At 40.3% G+C, this 20,567-nt stretch carries 18 protein-coding genes; 8 read left to right on the plus strand and 10 right to left on the minus strand.

From position 1 onward, the window contains the following. Window positions 1-161: 161 nt before the first annotated feature. The gene (locus P3J6_RS13355) at window positions 162-2,717 is read left to right on the plus strand and encodes a TonB-dependent receptor plug domain-containing protein (RefSeq protein WP_198523279.1); all 2,556 of its coding nucleotides are present in this window, start codon (window positions 162-164) and stop codon (window positions 2,715-2,717) included. A 328-nt stretch (window positions 2,718-3,045) separates the two neighbouring features. On the opposite strand, the gene P3J6_RS13360 is transcribed toward P3J6_RS13355, so the two are convergent. From P3J6_RS13360 to P3J6_RS13370, 3 genes are all read right to left on the minus strand, one after another. Next, the gene (locus P3J6_RS13360; protein WP_304644689.1) at window positions 3,046-4,047 is read right to left on the minus strand and encodes a branched-chain amino acid aminotransferase; all 1,002 of its coding nucleotides are present in this window, start codon (window positions 4,045-4,047) and stop codon (window positions 3,046-3,048) included. Window positions 4,048-4,272: 225 nt separating this feature from the next. Continuing rightward, window positions 4,273-5,325, minus strand: coding sequence for a fatty acid desaturase family protein (locus tag P3J6_RS13365; RefSeq protein WP_198523280.1), 1,053 nt, complete (start codon window positions 5,323-5,325; stop codon window positions 4,273-4,275). Further along, a complete protein-coding gene (locus tag P3J6_RS13370) occupies window positions 5,322-6,365 on the minus strand; it encodes a flavin reductase family protein (RefSeq protein ID WP_198523281.1) in 1,044 nt (347 codons plus the stop codon). Before P3J6_RS13370 ends, P3J6_RS13365 begins: the two co-directional genes overlap by 4 nt. Window positions 6,366-6,659: 294 nt before the next feature. Here P3J6_RS13370 and P3J6_RS13375 point away from each other — a divergent pair, with 294 nt between their 5' ends. The 4 genes from P3J6_RS13375 (at window position 6,660) to P3J6_RS13390 (ending at window position 9,354) form a co-directional block, all read left to right on the plus strand. Further along, window positions 6,660-7,820 (plus strand): PQQ-dependent sugar dehydrogenase, encoded by a 1,161-nt coding sequence (locus P3J6_RS13375; protein WP_198523282.1) that lies wholly within the window; start codon window positions 6,660-6,662, stop codon window positions 7,818-7,820. Window positions 7,821-7,913: 93 nt separating this feature from the next. After that, window positions 7,914-8,093, plus strand: coding sequence for a DUF6435 family protein (locus P3J6_RS13380; RefSeq protein ID WP_198523283.1), 180 nt, complete (start codon window positions 7,914-7,916; stop codon window positions 8,091-8,093). Window positions 8,094-8,524: 431 nt separating this feature from the next. After that, the gene (locus P3J6_RS13385) at window positions 8,525-8,932 is read left to right on the plus strand and encodes a GFA family protein (protein ID WP_054201063.1); all 408 of its coding nucleotides are present in this window, start codon (window positions 8,525-8,527) and stop codon (window positions 8,930-8,932) included. Window positions 8,933-8,973: 41 nt separating this feature from the next. After that, window positions 8,974-9,354, plus strand: a complete 381-nt coding sequence (locus P3J6_RS13390; protein WP_198523284.1) for a VOC family protein — start codon at window positions 8,974-8,976, stop codon at window positions 9,352-9,354. 63 nt (window positions 9,355-9,417) lie between these two features. On the opposite strand, the gene P3J6_RS13395 is transcribed toward P3J6_RS13390, so the two are convergent. Both P3J6_RS13395 and P3J6_RS13400 read right to left on the minus strand, forming a co-directional pair. Continuing rightward, window positions 9,418-10,209 (minus strand): SDR family oxidoreductase, encoded by a 792-nt coding sequence (locus P3J6_RS13395; protein ID WP_198523285.1) that lies wholly within the window; start codon window positions 10,207-10,209, stop codon window positions 9,418-9,420. Between the two features lie 25 nt (window positions 10,210-10,234). Beyond that, window positions 10,235-10,738 carry an Mpo1 family 2-hydroxy fatty acid dioxygenase gene (locus P3J6_RS13400; RefSeq protein WP_054201066.1) on the minus strand — a complete coding sequence of 168 codons (504 nt, stop codon included), beginning with the start codon at window positions 10,736-10,738 and terminating at the stop codon, window positions 10,235-10,237. 178 nt (window positions 10,739-10,916) lie between these two features. Between P3J6_RS13400 and P3J6_RS13405 the strand changes: the two genes are divergently transcribed. Next, window positions 10,917-11,315 carry a hypothetical protein gene (locus P3J6_RS13405; protein WP_198523286.1) on the plus strand — a complete coding sequence of 133 codons (399 nt, stop codon included), beginning with the start codon at window positions 10,917-10,919 and terminating at the stop codon, window positions 11,313-11,315. 461 nt (window positions 11,316-11,776) lie between these two features. Here the strand turns inward: P3J6_RS13405 and P3J6_RS13410 are convergent, their stop codons facing one another. After that, window positions 11,777-12,193 (minus strand): hypothetical protein, encoded by a 417-nt coding sequence (locus tag P3J6_RS13410; protein ID WP_055012600.1) that lies wholly within the window; start codon window positions 12,191-12,193, stop codon window positions 11,777-11,779. 101 nt (window positions 12,194-12,294) lie between these two features. Next, the gene (locus P3J6_RS13415; RefSeq protein WP_138607404.1) at window positions 12,295-13,239 is read right to left on the minus strand and encodes a LysR family transcriptional regulator; all 945 of its coding nucleotides are present in this window, start codon (window positions 13,237-13,239) and stop codon (window positions 12,295-12,297) included. Window positions 13,240-13,359: 120 nt separating this feature from the next. Between P3J6_RS13415 and P3J6_RS13420 the strand changes: the two genes are divergently transcribed. After that, window positions 13,360-14,307, plus strand: a complete 948-nt coding sequence (locus P3J6_RS13420) for a sodium-dependent bicarbonate transport family permease (RefSeq protein ID WP_138607406.1) — start codon at window positions 13,360-13,362, stop codon at window positions 14,305-14,307. A gap of 90 nt (window positions 14,308-14,397) precedes the next feature. Here the strand turns inward: P3J6_RS13420 and helD are convergent, their stop codons facing one another. Next, a complete protein-coding gene (gene helD / locus P3J6_RS13425) occupies window positions 14,398-16,533 on the minus strand; it encodes a DNA helicase IV (RefSeq protein WP_198523287.1) in 2,136 nt (711 codons plus the stop codon). Window positions 16,534-16,748: 215 nt separating this feature from the next. Between helD and P3J6_RS13430 the strand changes: the two genes are divergently transcribed. After that, window positions 16,749-18,791: a methyl-accepting chemotaxis protein gene (locus P3J6_RS13430; RefSeq protein WP_138607410.1), complete on the plus strand. Its 2,043-nt coding sequence runs from the start codon at window positions 16,749-16,751 to the stop codon at window positions 18,789-18,791. 40 nt (window positions 18,792-18,831) lie between these two features. Here P3J6_RS13430 and P3J6_RS13435 read toward each other — a convergent pair whose 3' ends face one another. Continuing rightward, window positions 18,832-19,539 carry a pirin family protein gene (locus P3J6_RS13435; protein ID WP_198523288.1) on the minus strand — a complete coding sequence of 236 codons (708 nt, stop codon included), beginning with the start codon at window positions 19,537-19,539 and terminating at the stop codon, window positions 18,832-18,834. 30 nt (window positions 19,540-19,569) lie between these two features. Next, entirely contained in the window at window positions 19,570-20,520 is a 951-nt protein-coding gene (locus tag P3J6_RS13440; RefSeq protein ID WP_198523289.1) for a glutathione S-transferase family protein, read from the minus strand. Between the last annotated feature and the right edge of the window lie 47 nt (window positions 20,521-20,567).

Raw genomic sequence — 20,567 nt, forward strand, 5'->3', positions numbered from 1 at the left:
CTCACCTTACTTGCTGTAAATAAATTGTAGATTGAATGTAATTCAATTGACCTCGATTGTAAAAATGGTCTAATTTGGCAACAGTAATTTCAATTAGTTCATTATTCTAACAAACACTATATTGAAACCACCTGAAGAGCATCGAATGAGGGAAATTAGTTATGCAAATTACACCGCTATTTACAGCAAAAAAGACCATCACTTTAAGTATCGCCGCTGCACTTGTAGGCTCATGGACGGCTAACGCTGCTGAGCAAGAGACTCAGGCGCAAGAAAACATTGAACAAATTAGTGTAATTGGCTCTCGCCGACTAGGCCGCACAGTTGAAGATAGCCCTGTTCCTATTGATATTATTAGTAATGATGCCTTAAAAAGTTCGGGGCAAACAGAAACCAATGCACTATTAAGTACGTTATTACCAAGTTTTAATTTCCCCCAACCATCAATTACCGATGGCAGCGATCATGTACGCCCCGCTCAACTGCGTGGCTTAGCCCCTGATCACACCCTAGTGCTCGTAAATGGTAAACGTCGCCACAGTAACGCGCTACTTAATTTAAACGGCTCAACGGGTCGAGGCTCGTCATCGGTTGATTTAAACGCCATACCTGCAAACGCGATTGAACGTATTGAAGTATTACGCGACGGCGCCGCAGCTCAATATGGCTCAGACGCTATTGCCGGGGTGATTAATATCGTCCTTAAAAGCAATAGCAGTGGGGGTAGTTTGGGTGCCGTATATGGTGCAAATATTACCGATATGGACGGTGTCGCGCAGTTACAGTCGGTTTCTGAGGACGCAAATGGTGACTTAGCTTTTACTGAGGGCAGCGACCGCTCGCTTACCGACGGCCAAACCTTAACTCTGCAAGGTAATATGGGGTTTGAATTAGGCGATAACGGCTTTTTGAGTATTTCTAGTGAATATCGCGATCGCAGCTCTACCAACCGCTCTGATTACGACCAACGCGAAAACTACGCTCGTTTACCTGATGGCTCTCTCGACCCACGCGAATTCACATGGGATCGTTACAACCATAACTTTGGCAACGGCACTGTTGAAGACTTTGCGCTGTTTTACAACGCAGGTTATCAGCTAACTAACGATGCTGAGCTCTACTCGTTTGGCTCTTACAGCAAGCGTGAAGGCGAAGGCGGTGGTTTTTATCGTCGCGCCCAAGACAGCCGTAACGTTACAGAAATATACCCTGATGGCTTTTTGCCGGTGATCACCTCAGACATTGATGACTTTTCATTGGCTTTAGGTGTGAAAGGCTTTGCTAATGAATGGAACTACGATGCTTCTGCTGTATATGGCCAAGATGCCTTTAACTTTGGTGTTATTAATAGTTTAAACACTTCATATGGGCCAAGTAGCCAAACCAGTTTTGATGCCGGCACGCTAACTTACGATCAGCTGACTATTAATCTTGATTTTAGCCGTGAGATTGATGCTGACTTTTTAGCCAGCGGAATTAACGTGGCAGTGGGCGCTGAGTATCGCCGCGAAGGGTATGAAATTCAAGCAGGTGAAGAAGCCTCTTATGCGCGTGGTAATTTTGGCCCAGGTGGTGCCGTGACCGATCCGGTTAATGGCCCATTCGGCTCTGCAGGTTCACAAGTGTTCCCGGGGTTCACACCTGAATCTGCGGGTGACAACAGCCGCCACAATGTTAGCCTTTACATTGACTTAGAAGCCTTTATTACAGATAACTGGAATGTTGCCATCGCCGCGCGTTACGAAGACTACTCTGATTTTGGCGACACGCTTAATGGTAAAATTGCCACCCGCTATACACTTACAGAAGACTTAGCACTACGCGGCTCTGTATCAACCGGCTTTAGAGCGCCCTCTTTACAACAGCAATACTTTACCTCGGTAGCGACTGTATTTGTAGATGGCGAACCTACACAAACAGGTACCTTTGCGCCAAGCAGCGATGTTGCCGTTGCATTGGGTTCACCAGGTTTAGACGCAGAAGAAGCTACTAACTACGGGGTAGGCTTTACGTGGTCAACCGACTTCAACTTCAGCTTATCTGTTGATTACTACCAAATATTAATTGATGACCGTATTGTGTTATCAAATAACTTATCGGGCGCAGGCGTTGCAAGCTTACTTGAGGGCACCGGCGCTAACCAAGGTCGATTTTTCTTAAACGCGATTGATAGCAAAACCCGTGGCGTTGACGTCGTGGCTTCTTATAATTTAATCACCGACAACTACGGTGATGTAACTTTTAACTTAGGTTACAACTACGGTAAAAACCAAGTCACCGATATTATTGACCCACCAGCACAATTACAAAATGTTGGGGTTGAGCAAGATAATTTGTTCTCGGGTAACGAGCTACGTCGTTTTGAAGTGAGCACACCGCGCAATAAATACAACCTTAGCGCAACATGGACACTTAACGAATGGCGCACCACACTTCGCAGCACTCGCTACGGTGAAACACAAGACCCGTCTGAAAACCCAGAGCGTAACGAAGTGTTAGAACCTAAATGGATCACCGATTTAGATGTTGCCTATGCACTTAATAATAACCTTACTCTTAGCTTAGGCGCTAATAATGTGTTTGATGTATACCCAGATCCAACTCGTGAGCTGGTGAGCGATGTAACCACTTTCTCTCGCTTGTTCTCGTACTCGGGCTTTTCACCATTTGGTTTTAATGGCCGTTATGTATACGGCAAAATTGAAATGAAGTTTTAAGCTGTAGCTTAAACCAAAAAGCCACACTAAATAGTGTGGCTTTTTAATAGATTAGGGTCTGTTGATCTTTCAAGGTTAAATTTGCAGCAGTCTGTTTGGTATTTAGGCAAGGCAGAGCCTATGTGGTGTGGTTATTCCCCATAAATAGGCGATAACGCAGCATCAATGCCAAACAGGCGCTGCCCGAAGGGTTCTGCCTAGGGACGATTTACTCTTTGTTGCTCGGTTTTTACTTAGCCCACTAGGTTACAAACCTCGCGCCGCGATTAAACCGCCCCTAGTTTGAACAAATTTTAATCCGCAAAGGTCAACAGACCCTAGAACCCGATTAGATTTTAGTTAACCAACCGTGTTTATCTTCGCTCTTACCCCATTGAATGTCGTTCAATGCTTGGCGTAAGCGTGCCGTTGTTGGCCCAGGTTCACCGTTACCTACTTTGTATTCTTTATCGTTATGGATAAACGTACCTACTGGAGTCAATACTGCCGCAGTGCCTGAAAGTGCTGCCTCAGTACCTGGTTTTGCTGCACGCTCTAAAAGCTCAGTGACAGTAAAGTTGCGCTCGCTAACCGTCATACCTAAATCTTTAGCTATGGTTAAAATGCTATTACGGGTTACACCGTGTAAAAATGTGCTGTCGAGTGCTTTAGTAATGATTTCATTGCCATCAATTAAAATAAAGTTTGCGGCACCGGTTTCTTGTACATCGCCGCCTGGGCAAAATAAAATTTGGTCGGCTTTATATTTAGTGCGTGCTGCTGAAATTGGGCCAAGTGCGCTGGCATAGTTACCACCGCTTTTGATCATACCCATGTGCGGGGCACAGCGCATACCATCTTCTTCAAGTAAAACACGTAACGCAGTTGCACCACCTGAAAAATAATCACCCACTGGCGATAATAACGTATAAAGCAACGAACTCATTGACGGTGCCGCCGCTTTACCAATGGCAGCTTCTGTACCAATGTGGGTTGGGCGAATATACATAGAACCAGGAGGAAGCGGCGTTTCATCGGCGTATTCACGAACAATATCGATGATCATTGTTTTTAGCATCTCGCCATCAACAGCAGGTAAACTCAACAATTCAGAACTTTGCTGCATGCGCGCAATATTAGCGTCCATTCTAAAAATATTAACCGAGCCATCTTCGTGACGAAAGGCTTTTAACCCTTCAAAACATGTACTTGAATAATGAAGAACGTGCGCACCTGCATGCAACTCAAGCTTATCGCAAGGAACAATTGAGCTTTCGCCCCACTGATTGTCAGAAAACTTAGCTTGAATCATCTGCGGCATAAACACAGTACCAAATGCTGCCATTTTTATTCTCTCTTGTGTGGTCTATTTTTCTCCATTGTATGACAACCAGCTACTATTTAACCATAGCAAAACGAGCTGTTTTTAAATTAATTAGAAGAATTTTTTGCATGTACTGATGATTATTTAATCAATAAAGCACTTGCCAACCTTTTAATGCAATAATCAGCTAACATTTTATAGTTAGCTGATTAATTAATGCGTACATTATGATGGCGGCTATTTTATTAGCCTCTATTTAAACGAATAACGCAATATACGCTTTAATACTGAGGTGTATTGGTGAAAAAATCCGCCAGTATTATAAGCAATCCCCTGCTTTTGTAATGCTGCTTGCACTTTAGGCGCAATTTCTTGATAACGCGACGACGGCATATCAGGAAATAAATGATGCTCTATTTGAAAGCTTAAATGCCCAGTTAAAATATGAAACCAACGCGCCCCTTTAATGTTTGACGAACCCAGCGCTTGGCGATAATACCACTGCCCTTGGCTTTCGTTTTTGCAGTCTTGCTCATAAAAGGTATGGGTTTGCTCGGTAAAATGACCACAAAAAATAATGGTTGAGGTCCATAGGTTACGAATTAAGTTTGCCAAAAAATTACCGCTTAATACCCATAAAAACAGTGGTCCCGCCAAAACTGGAAATAACACATAGTCTTTAATTAGTTGGCGCGCCCCTTTACTAAAAAAGCGCTTTTTTAAAGTGCTATGCGCTACAGCGACTTTACGGTTTGGTTTCTTTTTACCTATAAAGACTCGCTCGCCTGCGAGCTCATGATACGACACGCCCCACTGAAACAGCACGCTTAAATTTAAATAGGTAATAAACTGCCATGTATTTTTTAGCCGCCATTTAAAGTCATTGCTCAACCTTAATAAGCCATAACCAAAGTCACGATCTTTTCCGATAATGTTAGTGTAAGTATGATGTTCAAAGTTATGAACGCGGTTCCAGCTTTGGCCATCGCAGGCTATATCCCACTCGTAGCTTTTAGAGTTAAGTTGTTTGTCGTTCATCCAATCGTATTGACCATGCATTACGTTGTGGCCAATTTCCATGTTGTCGAGAATTTTAGCCAAACCAAGTAATAAAACACCCGCTACCCACAATAATGGCTGTACAAAACCAAGCATCAATAAAATCCGTCCGCCTATTTCGCAAAACCGCTGCTTACGCACAATAGAACGAATATAGTTTGCATCCTTTTGCCCAACTGTAGCTAATGTCGACATTTTAATTTCATCTAAATCATCGGCTAACTGTTGATAATTTATAGTTGTCATAGCTGTAACTCCAAATCGCTAACGGCTTGGCTCACACACAGTTGAATTAACTGCTCGCCAGTATCTGATAATTGATTAGTTTTTAAATTACGCACCACTCCCGACTTTTTAATGCATTGGCATTGATGGCAAATACCAATGCCGCAACCACGCTGCACAGGGAGTTTTTTTGCTTCAAACTGGTTTAATAGCACCTCATTACTAGTCACTACATGCGTGTCTTTATTTATTATTACTGAAAAATGATTGTCGTCAGTCAATTTAGGCATGGATAGAGCAAACGATTCTTGGTAATAGGTTAAATTAAGTAGACGAGTAAAATCTGCAACTTCTTGCATAAAGCCAGCAGGACCACAGCAATATATATCAGGATTATCGTCCGTATTTATATGAGTAGTTAAATATGGGCTTCGATCCCGTGTAAGCAGTACGTAAGAAAAATGATTATATTGCTGTGTCAGCATTTTTAACTCATTAGTGCATTGATGCTCACCTGCTTTAGCAAAGTAAATTAATTTTATCTGATGCTCAGTATTACCTAGCTGCTGATCAAGCATAGCAAGCATAGCCGTAATTCCCGAACCACCAGCAATAAACGTGCTGGGTTTGTGCCAGCTTTTAAATACAAAGTCGCCACTTGGTGGAGAAATATTACACCATGGCTGCACCGCTAATGCATTTTGCAATTGGCTTGTAAAATGACCTTGCTGATCTGTTTTTACTAATAAACGAAGTAAACCTGTCGCCTTATATTGTGCGGGGCTGCATGCCAAAGTAAACACTCGAGTAAGCAAACGTCCATTAGCTTCCACCGTTAAGCTAATGTGTTGACCAGCAATATGTATAGGCCACTTGTTACTTGGTTTAAGTGAAATACTTAAAAATTGCCCGCTTAGCGCTTGAACATCAACAACCTTGGCTCGAAAAAGGTCAGCGCGCCACGCAGGTTTAAACACTTGAATTATTGGCTCAATATAAGCTGCAAAGCTTTGATGGTGTAAAAACCATTTTGAAAATTGATCTAATACCGGAGTTAACATGGTTATAAATTCTCTATTTAAATCGACTACCCATTAGTTTCTGCTGGGTTTTATATTTGAGCATACACGTGTAAGTCCAAACTTCAGCGCACAAGTGTACGCTCGAATTTTTAAATTTCAACTCTATTAGAGTAATTATTCAATTTTTCTAGAGCGATATTTAAAGGTTAACAAGGCTCAAGTACCCAATGGACAACGATTAAATTGCGTGCACTTGTATTTATCCCAAATACTTAACACCATGATAAATAGCGTGCTAAGGTAGTTAAAATTTAGTTAATTTTGGAAGCCATTATGAACAAAATAACAACGCGTAAAAAATTTTCTACACTTGCCAAAATCAGTTGTGCATTTGCACTTTCGGGGCTCACCAGCCTCAGTACTTATGCAGTTGATTTTAAAGAACTGGATAAATTAGCGCTTAATGTAAAACCGGTAACTGTTGCCCAAGGAATTTCGATTCCGTGGGCTATTGAGGCTCTACCAAACGGTGACTTATTAATAACCGAGCGCAGCGGTATCCTTTATTTACTTCGTAATAACTCCACCAGCTTAACTAAAATCACTGGCCTACCAAAAATAGATGCCAACGGCCAAGGCGGGCTTCTTGATTTAGAGCTACACCCTGATTTTGCTAATAATCAATGGCTATATATTACTTATTCAAGCAGTGAAGGCGATGGCGCAGGTAGTAACACCGCACTTATGCGTGCAAAGCTAAGTAACGATCACAGCCAACTACTTGAGTCACAACAATTATACAAAGGTGAGCATAACTCTAAAAAAGGTCAGCATTATGGCAGCCGTATTGTGTTTGATAACCAAAACTATGTGTATTTTTCGATTGGCGATCGCGGCTCGCGAGATATTAACCCACAAGATTTAGGCCGTGATGGCGGTAAAATTTATCGTTTACACGACGATGGTAAAATTCCATCTGACAACCCCTTCGTAAACCAAAAAGGTGCAAAACCAGCGGTTTGGTCTTATGGGCATCGTAACCCACAAGGCATGTGGTTCGATGGTGACAATAGTATATTTTGGGCACACGAACACGGCCCCCGTGGTGGCGATGAGCTTAATATGATTAAACCTAAAACTAACTACGGCTGGCCCGTGGTGAGTTACGGTATTAACTACAGCGGCACCTCGTTTACCGATTTAACCGAAAAACCGGGCATGCAAGCGCCCATATTACAGTGGACACCGTCTATCGCTCCTTCAGACATGTTGCTAGTAAAAGGTGATAAATACCCTGAACTTAAAGGTAAATTTTTACTCGCTTCAATGAAATACGCCTTTGTTAGCGTATTAGAAATAGCAGATGGTAAGGTCGTTAAACAAAGTAAATTACTTGAAGGTATTGGCCGTATTCGCAGCCTAGCCCAAGGTGATGATGGTACTATTCACCTTGGATTAGATGGCCAGGGCATTGTGCGACTAGATCCTAAGTAGTCATTTAATACATCTAATTACAGTAACAGCAAACTTTTTGCAGCTTAACTGCGTACTGTTACTGTAATTAGCTAATAAACAACGAGGGTGTTGATGTTTTCATTTTTAAAGCCAGATCCAATCAAAAAATTGCGTAAAGGGTACGATGCAAAATTAGAGCAAGGCATGCAAGCACAAAGAAAAGGCGATATTAAAAGCTATGCGATATTAACTGACGAGGCTGAAAAAATCTGGAATGAAATAGAAGCACTCGAAGCCAAAAAGGCCAAGTAAACATATAGCCTACCAATTCAAACCAATCCCGCGTTAAAAACGCGGGGTTTTAATACTTACAAACATCCTTTTTTAAATTCATTTAAGCCCAACCAGATAATTCCCCAACTTAACCTCCATCGTAACCAGCTTTTAATTGAGCACAGCTCATTATACTCATAGAATTATTGCCTTCTCTTACTTATGCTCATAACCCACCTAAAAACTCACGTAAACAATTATTTACATTAACGTTAATTAGTGGAATTATTAATCTACTCCAAAAGAGTTGATGCATTGTTTTAAGTAGCAGAATATTAAAGCGCTGATGATTTTGTGAGTGCGAGGAAAGCATTTTTAGTAAAGTGTGTAATTAACCCATAAAGCATCAAAAATTTACTGGAAAAAAATGCAATATAATGAAAAAATTATAATTAAATCAAGGAATACAGATGTACACAGGTAGTTGTTTATGCGGCTCAATCAACTTTTCAATTAATGGTAAAGTTACTGATATTATTCATTGTCATTGTTCGCTTTGTCGTAAGGCCAGTGGCAGTGCTTTTGCTACTAATGGATTTATTAATGCCAGCGATCTGACATTAACTGACTACAACGGCACACTTACTTTTTACCAAAGTAGTGAAGGTAAACGTAAGTACTTTTGTAAAACCTGCGGCGCTCCAATTTATAGTGCTAACGCTCAATCTCCTCAAAGATATCGCCTTCGATTAGGCGCGTTAACCTGCGATATAACAGAGCGACCAATATCGCATAATTTCATCACCTCAAAAGCTAATTGGGAAGACTTAGATGCTCAGCTTCCTCGTTATGAGGGACATGAGCCAGGGCGAGAGTAAATCCATATAAATTTATCTATTTTTTTGAAGTGGGAGTTTGAATGAATCTGAATCAAGTAACTTTGCCAGTCAAAGATATGAATGAAGCGGTGAGTTTTTATCGCACACTTGGCTTTACCCAAATCGTTGATACACCTCATTATGCACGTTTTAGTTGCCCTGAAGGTGACTCTACATTTTCATTATCTTTAGAAAGTGAATTTTTTGAAAATCATTCTGTAATTTATTTTGAGAACGATAACCTTGAGCAATTGTGCCAGCAGTTAATCAAAAAAGGGATCGTATTCGAACAGCAACCCACAGAGCAAAGGTATCTATGGAAGGAAGCGGTTTTAAAAGACCCTTCAGGAAATAAAATTAAGATCTACAAAGCTGGAGAAAATCGATTAAACCCACCTTGGAAGGTACAAAAACAGCCATAAAGCTAAGCACGAACCAGCATTGCGCTAAACAGCTAAATGCTGGCGTTTAAGTACTGTACTTAGTTATTTATATTCCACCTTAGCGGTTAAGCGATTAAATAATCCTGGGAAAAACCGTTTTATAAACGGTGCCCAACCACTTAACCCTTGGCCTATTACAGCTTCGTCTTTTTTATTGTAGATTGCAGTGAGCATTTTTGATGCAGCTACATTCACATTCATACCATTTTCTATCGAAGGTTCGGGTTTGTTTTGCGCCTCCCCTTGCTCGTTCAATGAGTTATGGGCAATCGCCGTTTTAATTGAGCCTGGGCAAATAGTTAAGCAATATATATTGTGCTCTGCCACTTCGGCGCGTAAGCAATCCATAAAGCCTACTACAGCGTATTTACTGCCTGAATATCCGGTTCTGAACTTAGATCCTACTTTGCCTGCCACACTACTAATAGCCACTACAGAGCCGCTTTTACGCGCTACCATTGAAGGTAATACCGCTTTAGTGAGTGCAATTAAGCCAAAGTAGTTTACTTCCATAAGTTGGCGATACACTTTAAAGTCGTTTTCTAAAAATAAACTACGCTGCGATACGCCACCGTTATTAATTAAAATATCAATGGGGCCTAAGCTATCTATTTTCTCCGATACATCCTGCAGTACCATTTCGGGCTTTGATAAATCAAGCGGGATAACACGGTGCCCCTCGCCTTTTAACTCGTCTTTTACTTGGTTGAGTTTATCGATATTTCGCGCTGATAAAATAACCTTTGCACCTTGCTCTGCAAATTGTTTTGCAAGCTCTTCTCCAATACCTGATGATGCGCCGGTGATCCACACTGTTTTATTATTATAATCCATGGTTTACCTTATATTCTTTGACTGGTTATGCTTTAGTTGGACCCGCTATTTCATTCACTTGCTGTTCTAAGTTTTTGTAAAAGCCCATTAAAAATAGTAGCTCAACAGTGACATACAAAGGGCCAATAATTAAGCCTACTAAATCATCAACAAAAGCGGGCTTTTTACCTTCAAAATAATGACCAATAAACTGTAATATCCAGCCAAACACGAACACCCCAACTCCAATTACCAACCAAGGTATTAATGCCATTGCGGCAATTGGCTGGGCAGCTACCAGTAATAAAGTGAAAATAATTCCCATGATTAAACCAAGCGAAAAGCTCAGCATAAAATAGTAAACCACAGAGGCTAATACAAAAATTTGCGCGCCATCAATGCTAAAATTAGCAATAGGAATTTCAATTCGGGCGAGTAAGCATAAAGCGGCAAACACAATGAGTGGAATACCAAAAAAATGGGTTAATACATTTCGTTTAGAGCGATGGTACAAACCATACTGGCCGAGCTGTTGTTCAAGGGTTTTCATGACGGCGTTCCTATTGTTATTTTTATAAGCAAAGTTCACCTTATAAAAAATGACACATAATAACAACTGATAACGATAGTTAATCTCTAAAAATGGTGAGCAGCACCTTATGCGTTATAGCTATAAATTAGGTAAGGTCATCGTTAATAATTAACATGATCAGCACCAGGAGGTTTACATGCTTTTAAAAACACTCGCCGTTGGCCTATTACTCGCTTTAGCTGAGATAATTAATGGCAATATTAGAGTAAGGATTTTACATCGATTTTACGCTCTAAAACGCGCTAAAACACTCAGCTTACTTTTGGGCACTGCGATTATTTATGCCATTACTTGGCTGACCTTGCCATGGGTTAACCCTATTTCGTACTTAGATTGTTTAAATGTGGGTTTTGTTTGGCTAACAATAATGCTTAGTTTAGATATTGTTGTGGGCAGATATTTATTTAAGTATAAGTGGCACAAAATACTTGATGATTTTAACCTTTTTAGAGGTAACTTACTGAGTGTGGGCATGCTATTACTTTTTATAAGCCCCTGCTTGGTTTTTTGGTTACAGATGAAAGTTATGGTTTAGAGCACTCCTCTAATAGCGAAGCGTCTCTTCGCCCTCTTTGTGCATAATTGACTAAACCCTATTTGAACACAGAGAAGCGAATGAGGAGTAAATGAGAAGCCATAAAAAGTTATCGTGTAGTACACTCCTCTAAAAGCGCAGCGCCTCTTTGCCCTCTTTGTGCATAATTCACTAAACCCTATTTGAACACAGAGAAGCGAATGAGGAGTAAATGAGAAGCCATAAAAAGTTATCGTGTAGTACACTCCTCTAAAAGCGCAGCGCCTCTTTGCCCTCTTTGTGCATAATTCATTAAACCCTATTTGAACACAGAGAAGCGAATGAGGAGTAAATGAGAAGCCATATAAGTTTTGGTTTAATTTACTTCTCTAAAAGCGTAGCGCCTCTTCACCCTCTTTGTGCGTTAATCACTTAAGATCTATTTAAAGTCAGAAATAAATAAGCTTTCAACATGCCATTATCTAAGCTAATGCGGTTACTAGCTTGCCTTTTTCATGTGTTGGTTGCATTGCCATTCGCTCCGTGCCTTTTTCGAATTCTTGCTCTAACATTTTTTGTAATTCAGCAATCTGCTCTTTTATGGCATCTACATCAACCCCTTCCTCTCCTAGTTCTTCTGCCAAGGCTTCTATTGCTGCTTTTAACTCAGCTATAGTTTCTTTATCGACACCTAAACGTTGATAAATTAATGCCTCTTGGGCATTTTCTAAAAAGCTTTTGTCTTCTGGTTTAGCGATAAAATTAGGGGTTGCTTGGTTTTCAGCGGTACTGGTTGTTGCCGCAGCGGCAGATGTTGGCAGAACGTCACTCGATTTTGCCACTTTGTTAACGGGAGTATTATAACTACTATATTGATTTTTAAAGGTTATTGAAGTCATTGGCTCAAATCCATTTTTACTTTAATCGTTATATGCTTTAACTGAAATAACTTAAGCAACTTTGATACCAGTTAATATTTGATTGTCTCTAAGGCTTATTTTTATTTCAAATTAAGCCCTCTTAACTCATTTCGCACCCACTTCTCATCTAAATAAAGCTCTAAGTGTTGCTCGGCAAACTTTAAAAAACTGCGTGCAGCATGTGATATGTGTCGGTCTGTACGCACCACAAAATACCAATGACTGGCTAAAGTAGTGTCGGTAACATTAAGCACTTTAAAGCTATTATCACCTTTAGGCAGCACATGCTGAGAAAGCACCGCAATCCCCATACCTGAAGCTACCGCCACTCTAATGGCTTCATTACTGGCCATTTGCACACTGTCACTTAATACCAACCCTCTACTTTGCAGCTCGCTTTCAAATAACATGCGCGTTGCGGAGCCTGTTTCACGTAGTAAAAAACGATACGGAACTAAATCAGCCAGTTTAAGTGCGGTTTTATCGGCTAATGGATGATTTAGTGGCACTATAAACACTAAAGGGTTATGTAGAAATCTAGCAGCCTGGGCATGCTCTAAAGATGGCGGGTGACTAAATACATAAATATCGTCTTCTCCCCGTTCAAAGCGTGCTAAAACGGCTGAACGATTACCTATTTCAAGTGGTAGCTCTACATGCGGATGTTCATTACTGTATGGGCCTAACAATTTAGGTAAAATATATTGGGCAGTATTAACCATAGCAATTTTACATCGTCCACGTTCACCCCCTTTTAGCTCCGCTAAGTAATCTTGGTAATCTTCAAAATGACCAAAAACCTGTTGGCAAGTCCTAAATAAGGCCATACCAGCTTCGGTTATTTGCAACTTTTGTTGCTGCATAATTATTAACGGTTCATCTACCGCTTCTTGTAAGCGTTTAATTTGTAAAGAAACCGTAGGCTGAGTCAAATGAAGCCTCCGTGCGGTTTCGCTTATAGAGCCGGTTTTTACTACACTCATAAATACTTCAAGAAGTCGGAAGGAAAGTTGCCTTATATTCATATGCACCTCATAGGTTTTTATCTATAGGATGTTAGCATTCATTTTATTATTTACTATATAAAGATTTGCCTATAATAGCGCCGCTTAACAAATTAAATTAGTAATAAAGAGGAGAACAGCGTGCCTGATATTGTAGTAATGTTTTTTATTTTAGGATTAGCAGCGGGTATCCTTCGCTCTGATTTAGCTATTCCCAAAGCGACGTATGACACTCTCAGCTTACTACTCATGCTTACCATAGGTCTTAAAGGTGGCATGGTGCTGCATGGCAATTTAAGTTGGCAATTACTCCCAGAAATGGCCTCGGTTATGTTACTTGGTGGGCTTATTCCGCTCACTTTATACCCTATTTTAAAATACGTTGTTAAGCTAAGCGTAGCGAATAGCGCCAGCATTGCTGCCCACTATGGTTCGGTTAGTGCTGGTACATTTGCGGTAGCATTAGCGTATGCCGAATCGGCTAAATTAGAAGTGGGCGCAGAAGTTACCTTGTACCTAGTTATGCTTGAATTACCCGCCATTATTGTAGGTTTACTGTTGTATCGTAAGCTCGACAAAGCACACAGCGAAAACACCAACTTATCGTTAAAAGCACTGTGGCACGAAACGCTTACCAATAAGAGTGTGATTTTGCTCGTTGGCGGTGTAATTATCGGTATGATGTATGGCACCCAACAGGGTAGCCAAGTTACGAGTTTACTTACCAGTAGCTTTAAAGTAGTGCTGGCGCTATTTTTACTCGAAATGGGCTTGGTTGCTGCACAAACGCTTCGCCCTTTTCCTTGGCAGCAATGGAAACTGGCTGCCTTCGCCATTATTACGCCGTTATTTTTAGGCACCATTGGCGTTATGGTTGGCACCTTGCTAAATTTAGAATTAGGTTCAGTGGTTATTCTGGGGAGCTTAGTGGCGAGTGCTTCTTACATTGCCGCACCTGCTGCTATAAAAGCCGCTATTCCCAAAGCGGACATTGGTCTTGCCATGCTTAGCTCGTTAGGTGTCACCTTTCCATTTAATGTTATTGTTGGGATTGGTTTGTATCATCAACTTGCCGTTGCCATAAGTTGAATATAACGTATTAAAAAAGCCCAAAGTGGGCTTTTTTAATACGTATGAGCCCTATAATTTGACACTCTGACGCTTACTTGAGCAACAGTATCAAGCAGTTTTTGTAACACCTTTAAAGACCGCTTTATTTTTTAACTCAAATACTTCGATTTTATGCTCGTTTATAAGTTCATCAACAAAGCAGCTGGGGTTGTTATCATCAGTTATTATGTAGACCTTATGTTTAGCGCGAGTAAGCGCTACATAAAATAAGCGACGCTCTTCACTATGTGTGAAATTATCTTTTGCGGGTAATAATGCCTCTAAAATTTGAGGCGTTGGCTTAGTGCTCGGGAATCCAAACGCTCCGCCATTCATTGCTAATATAATGACATAATCGGCTTCTTTGCCTTTTGAGCCATGAAACGTATCACACTCAATATGCAATGCTGAAAACTCTTGCTGTAAAGCACTTATATCGGCCAGTGAAGGTAACTGAAATCGAAACCGTGCAAGTAAATACACAGTAACAGGCTTGCCTGAATGACCCTTAATCCCCTGTAGTAAATGCTTAATTGCGCCATTATTTAGCTCCGCTATTTTGGTGTTTTTAGCTGAGCCACTTTTCAATGTTTTTAGCACGCTAACGGCGGGCTTAGTTACCTTTGCAACTGAGTGAATGTCTTTAGCTAACTGCGCTGGGTTTTTCATAATAAAACCTGCAGCAACCTCGCCAATTTTATTATTAAAGCGAAAGGTCCTATCTAATAGAGTTTGTGTTGTAAAACCAAAATGTGCGGCAAACTCGGTAGTAAGTCGCATATCTGCACCACTAAAACGGTAAATAGCTTGCCAATCGTCTCCTACTGCAAACAGTGAACTATTAGATTTACTATCGCGCAGTGCTTTTACAAGTGTAGCTCGCAGCGGTGATATATCTTGAAATTCATCCACCATGATATAACGCCAAGGCGATGTAAACTTTTTAGTGTTTACATAATCGAGGGCTTTAATAATCATATCGTCGAAGTCTATTTCGCCCTGCGTGCGTAAATAATGGTTATAGTTGGCTAACAACGGCTTTAATAATTTCCAGGCTTGCTGTATCTGCTTTGAATCGCTCTCAAGTGTTATATTTGCGGTTTTATACACGCTGATTAATTGGCTAAATAAGGTAGCTAACTTGGTTAAATGACCGCCAGATTTTATCTCTTTTAAAAGCGCTATATGATTAGGCTTTGCAGCACTAAATTTAAACTCGCCTTTAACGTCATTAAGAGTGTTATTTATATAATTTACCAGTGCTTTAGCATATTGTGGTTTAGCATTGGCAAGCGATTCAAAACATCCTTCAACCCATTTTATTTTAGCTTTTTCGTTTTCAGCAAGTTTAGATATTTTAGGTGGCTTGCCCTCAACCTCGCTAATAATAGTCAAGCCGACGCTGTGAAACGTGGCCGCTTTAATGGACTCAGTGCCCAGCTTTTGTTTAATTCGTTCATCCATTTCGCAAGCAGCTTGCTTACCATAGGCGAGTAATAAAATATCGTCGTAATTAGCTTGTTCACTGTTAACCAAGTAGCCCGCTCTGGCCACCAACACACTGGTTTTTCCTGTTCCTGCCCCTGCTAGCACTAAGTTATTGTCGTCATCTATTATACAAGCTCGGCGTTGTTGCTCTGTGAGTGGATTTGCTTCAACACAATTAAAAAAATCGTTATAGCGCTCTAATTGAGACTGGGTATATTTATGCTGAAAAAAACGAGTGAGTGCATCACTCCACTGGCTGTATTGTTCAAGCAATTTTATTTGTGTGCTTACTGGTGTTAAAACATCGCTGCTTTTTATCCAAGGTAGCCAACGTTTACATTGCTCATCTACCTGTTTTTTTATATCAGTCACATATGATTGGCGCAAAAACTGAGTGTGAGCAAAGTGGTTTATTTTACTTAACACTTCGTTGAGCACTGCAATATTGCTTTTAACCCATAGCATATCGGTATGCGCTTTAAATGCCCTATTGCTGCCATAGGCTCTCATCCAAATACGATAATGCTTAGAGTCTGTATTAAAGCGCAGTGTTTGCCCAAGCGCACCATACTCATAGCTAATGGGCGACGTTAAATCACACCAACTCAATGAGGTTATTTGTGTTTTATTGCTGATCACTAAACCTTGTTGGTTTATATCGACAAAGCGATGCGGGGTAAAGATACGGCCAAATATACTAGGCTGAATTGAATTCATTAACAGCAGAATTCCTTGATAAAAATGAACCAATTAGCCATATTTTAAGGGAATATGCCGTACAAGGATAATAAAACCAATAAAAAATAATAGTAATGTTATACGGACTTGCAGCATATAAAAAACACCCAATTAATTTACCCAACTGCTTGGCATAAGTCCCACTATATGACTAACATTTACTATAGATACAGTAAGATAACAAGGATTGAAACATGCGAATAAATTCAATTAGAACTAAAGTCATTTTACCAATCGCTTTTTTAGCACTGATCCTTGCAGGCTTGCTAGTTGCCATAGCTTCGATTACTTACATACAAGACAACGCTATGAAAAGGCAAACAGAAACCTTTTTTGAAGCTGTTACTGTTATTCTCAATGCCGACAGAGACATATATCAAGCACGTATTGCACTCGAAAATTTACTCAGCGCAACTGGCGATAGTGAGACGAATAAAACAGAGTTTTTAGAAAACGCAGAGCAAGTAAAGGATCGCTTTAACAAATACTTAATCTATTTAAAAGATGAAGAAGCGTTACTCGCAAAGCATGATTCATTTTCCAGCTTTATGCCTTTGTATAATGAATGGGTCAATCATAGTAAAACACTCATTAATACCAATCACTCGCAAGGTAAAATGCAAAGTGATTTAAATAAATCTGAACCTGAATTTATAAAAATACGCGAAATGATGGATCAGGCAGGCGAAGAGCTTCGCGCTTATACTAATGAACAACAGCAAGATAAAGTGGGGGCTGAGCGTTTAGGGCGTTATGTAGAAGCCATTTCAGAGGTACTAAATGCCGATAGAGATATATACCAAGCCCGGCTTGCAAAACAAAAAATAGTAAACCAACATGGTGATTTAGAACAAAATCAAAAATTATTTGAAGAAAACGCAGCCCAAGTTATACGTCGCTTTAATAGTTATCGTAGCTATTTAATTGACGAGCCGCAGCTAACACAAAAATATGCCAACTTCGATCAGCTTTACCAGCAATGGTATGAGCAAAGTAAAGCCTTGATTTACTCAACTCCTGCAAAGCAAGTCGCTTTAATTGATAATAATTTAGCAAAAGCTGATAAAAGCTTTAACGAATTAAGAAATATACTTGATGTTGCGGGCGAAGAGGCACGCACACATGCCAGAGCGGTAAAACAAGACGTACAACATAGCATTCAACTTTTTGAAAAAATTGTTTTTATTGTGATTATTATTGCCTTTATTGTCGCTTTAGGTGTGGGCTATTACATTCCGAAAAAGCTAACCGATAATATCAATAATATTACCCTTCGTATTAAAGAAATAGCCGCTGGCGATGGCGATTTAACCCAGCGTATTAACACTACATCACACGACGAATTAGCTGATTTAAGCAATGAATTTGATAACTTCTTGAGCCATTTACAAACAATAATAAAAAATATTCAGCAGCAATCAAGCCAACTTGGTGCAGTAACGGGTGATTTAAATGATGTATCTGATACCGCGATGGAAGTAACCCAAAAACTTGCTAATGCCTCTGAGTCAATAGTTAGTGCGGGCCATGAGATGGACATGGCCAATCAACAAATGGCAGAGCTTGCAAAAAATACCGCGCAGGAAGCCGATATATCTAGCGAGCAGGTAAAGCAAGGTGTTCAAGCTATTGATGTGTCAGGCAAAGCGATTGAAGATTTAGCTAACGATATTAAGTCAGCATTAGCGAATTCGGTTGAACTAGAAAGTAGCTCTACAGATATAACCTCTGTTCTTGAAGTGATACGTAATATTGCAGAGCAAACAAACTTATTAGCTTTAAATGCAGCGATTGAAGCCGCTAGAGCTGGCGAGCAAGGCCGTGGATTTGCTGTAGTAGCTGATGAGGTAAGAACGCTTGCCACACGAACTCAACAAAGCACAGACGAAATTGATACCATGATCCAACGCTTAAATGACAATGTTAAAGCGTCGTCTGATTCGATTAAAAATAGCCAAACTAATGCCAATACCACTTTAACCAACTTTGACTCAGTAATTACCATTTTTAATAGCCTGACTCACGCATTTGAAAAAGTACAGCAAATGTCGACTGAAACCGCACAAGCTACACAAGAGCAGTCACATGTGGCTAACGAAATAAATCGAAATTTAGTGTCATTAAAAGAGCAATCTGCACAAATGAAACAAATTTCCACGCAAACCACGCAACAATCTAAAAATGTATCGGCCTTATATAAGCAAATGAAATCGCAAGTGGAAAGCTTTAAAGTATGAGCAAGTAACAATTATAAAGTTAAGCGCACGTAAATTGCGCTTAACTTTTGCTATCAATAATAATCAATTCACACTCAGTGGTCGCTGTTAAGGTGATGGTTTTAGTCTGTGTAACTTCTGCGCCGTCACCCTTATTCATGTTAACTGAGGCTGACTCATCATTAATACTAAACTCCCCTGCCGATGCCAATACGTAGGCTTGATGATCAATCGGCTGTGTTATTGACGTGCCTTTTGCCAGCTTGCCACCGTAAATACGCGCCTGCTGATTAATAAAAAGTGCACTATCGGCATCTTTTGGATAACCCGAAACCAGTAAGCTAAGGGTGCTTGTAGCTTGTGTAGGAAACTTCTTGCTTTCCCAGCGCGGCTCAACATTATGTTGATTACTCTGAATCCAAATTTGATAAAACGTTAGTGGTTCATCTGTTAGGTTATATTCTGAGTGGGTAATGCCGGTGCCTGCACTCATTACCTGCACCTCACCTTGCTCGGTGATCCCTTTGTTGCCCATACTATCTTGGTGAGTAATGGCACCACTGCGGATAAAACTAATAATTTCCATATTTCTATGCGGGTGCGCACCAAACCCCATACCTGGGGCTACCCAGTCATCATTAACTACACGCAAAGTGCCAAACCCCATACGCGCAGGATTATAGTAATTCGCAAAACTAAAATGGTGCTTTGACTTAAGCCAACCATGGTCTGCATGGCCTAAGCTATTTTTTGGGTAATGAGTAAGCATATTTTTTCCTATACGTTATCTCTGCGTCATTTAGTATTGACGGTCTCGATCATGGGCAGCGTCAAAGGTGTGTTTAGCACCTAAAGGCACAATTTGCGTTGGGTTAATGGTTACGTGACTTACGTAGTAATGCACCTTTGTGTATTCTAAATCGACCGTTTCCTTTATCCCAGGTACTTGGTAAAGCTCATTAATGTAGTTACTAAGATGATGAAATTCGGTTAACTTTTCTCGATTACATTTAAAGTGCCCGTGATACACCGCATCAAAGCGAATAAGTGTGGTAAATAATCGCCAATCGGCTTCAGTGAGTGTGTCGCCTACTAAATAACGCTGTTTTGCTAATCGTGCTTCTAACCAATCTAAGCTATCAAACAAGGCAAAATAAGCTTCGTTGTAAGCTTCTTGAGTTGTAGCAAAACCGGCTTTATACACCCCATTATTAATGGTGTTATAAACACGGGTATTCACTGTTTCTATTTCTTCACGTAGCGCATCTGGATAATAATCGTCGGTGTTACCAGTAAGCTCATTAAACGCACTATTAAACATGCGAATTATTTCTATTGATTCGTTGTTTACAATAGTCTGCGTTTTTTTATCCCATAAAATAGGCACGGTAACACGCCCTTCATAGCTAGGGTCGGCTTTTAAATACAATTGGTAAGCGTAATCTAAGTTATAAAGTGGATCGCCCTGCTCGCCAAATTCCCAGCCGTTTTCCATCATGGGTGCTTCAACAATACTCATAGAAATAATGTCTTCGAGCTGCTTTAATTTACGAAATATAATGGTGCGGTGCGCCCAAGGGCAAGCCAAGGATACATATAAATGATAGCGACCCGCTTCTGGTTTAAATTTACTGTTTTGCGCTGATGAAATCGTATCTCTAAAGCGGCTATCTTGGCGTACAAATTTACCGTCACTTTTTTCAGTGTCATACCATTTATCGACCCATTCACCGTTAACAAGTAATCCCATGTCCGTCTCCTTAGTTTATAGAGTGTGCCAACCTTACGCAGGTTGGC

The sequence above is a fragment of the Pseudoalteromonas sp. 3J6 genome (assembly GCF_903995135.1).
In the GTDB taxonomy this organism is placed as follows: Bacteria; Pseudomonadota; Gammaproteobacteria; order Enterobacterales; family Alteromonadaceae; genus Pseudoalteromonas.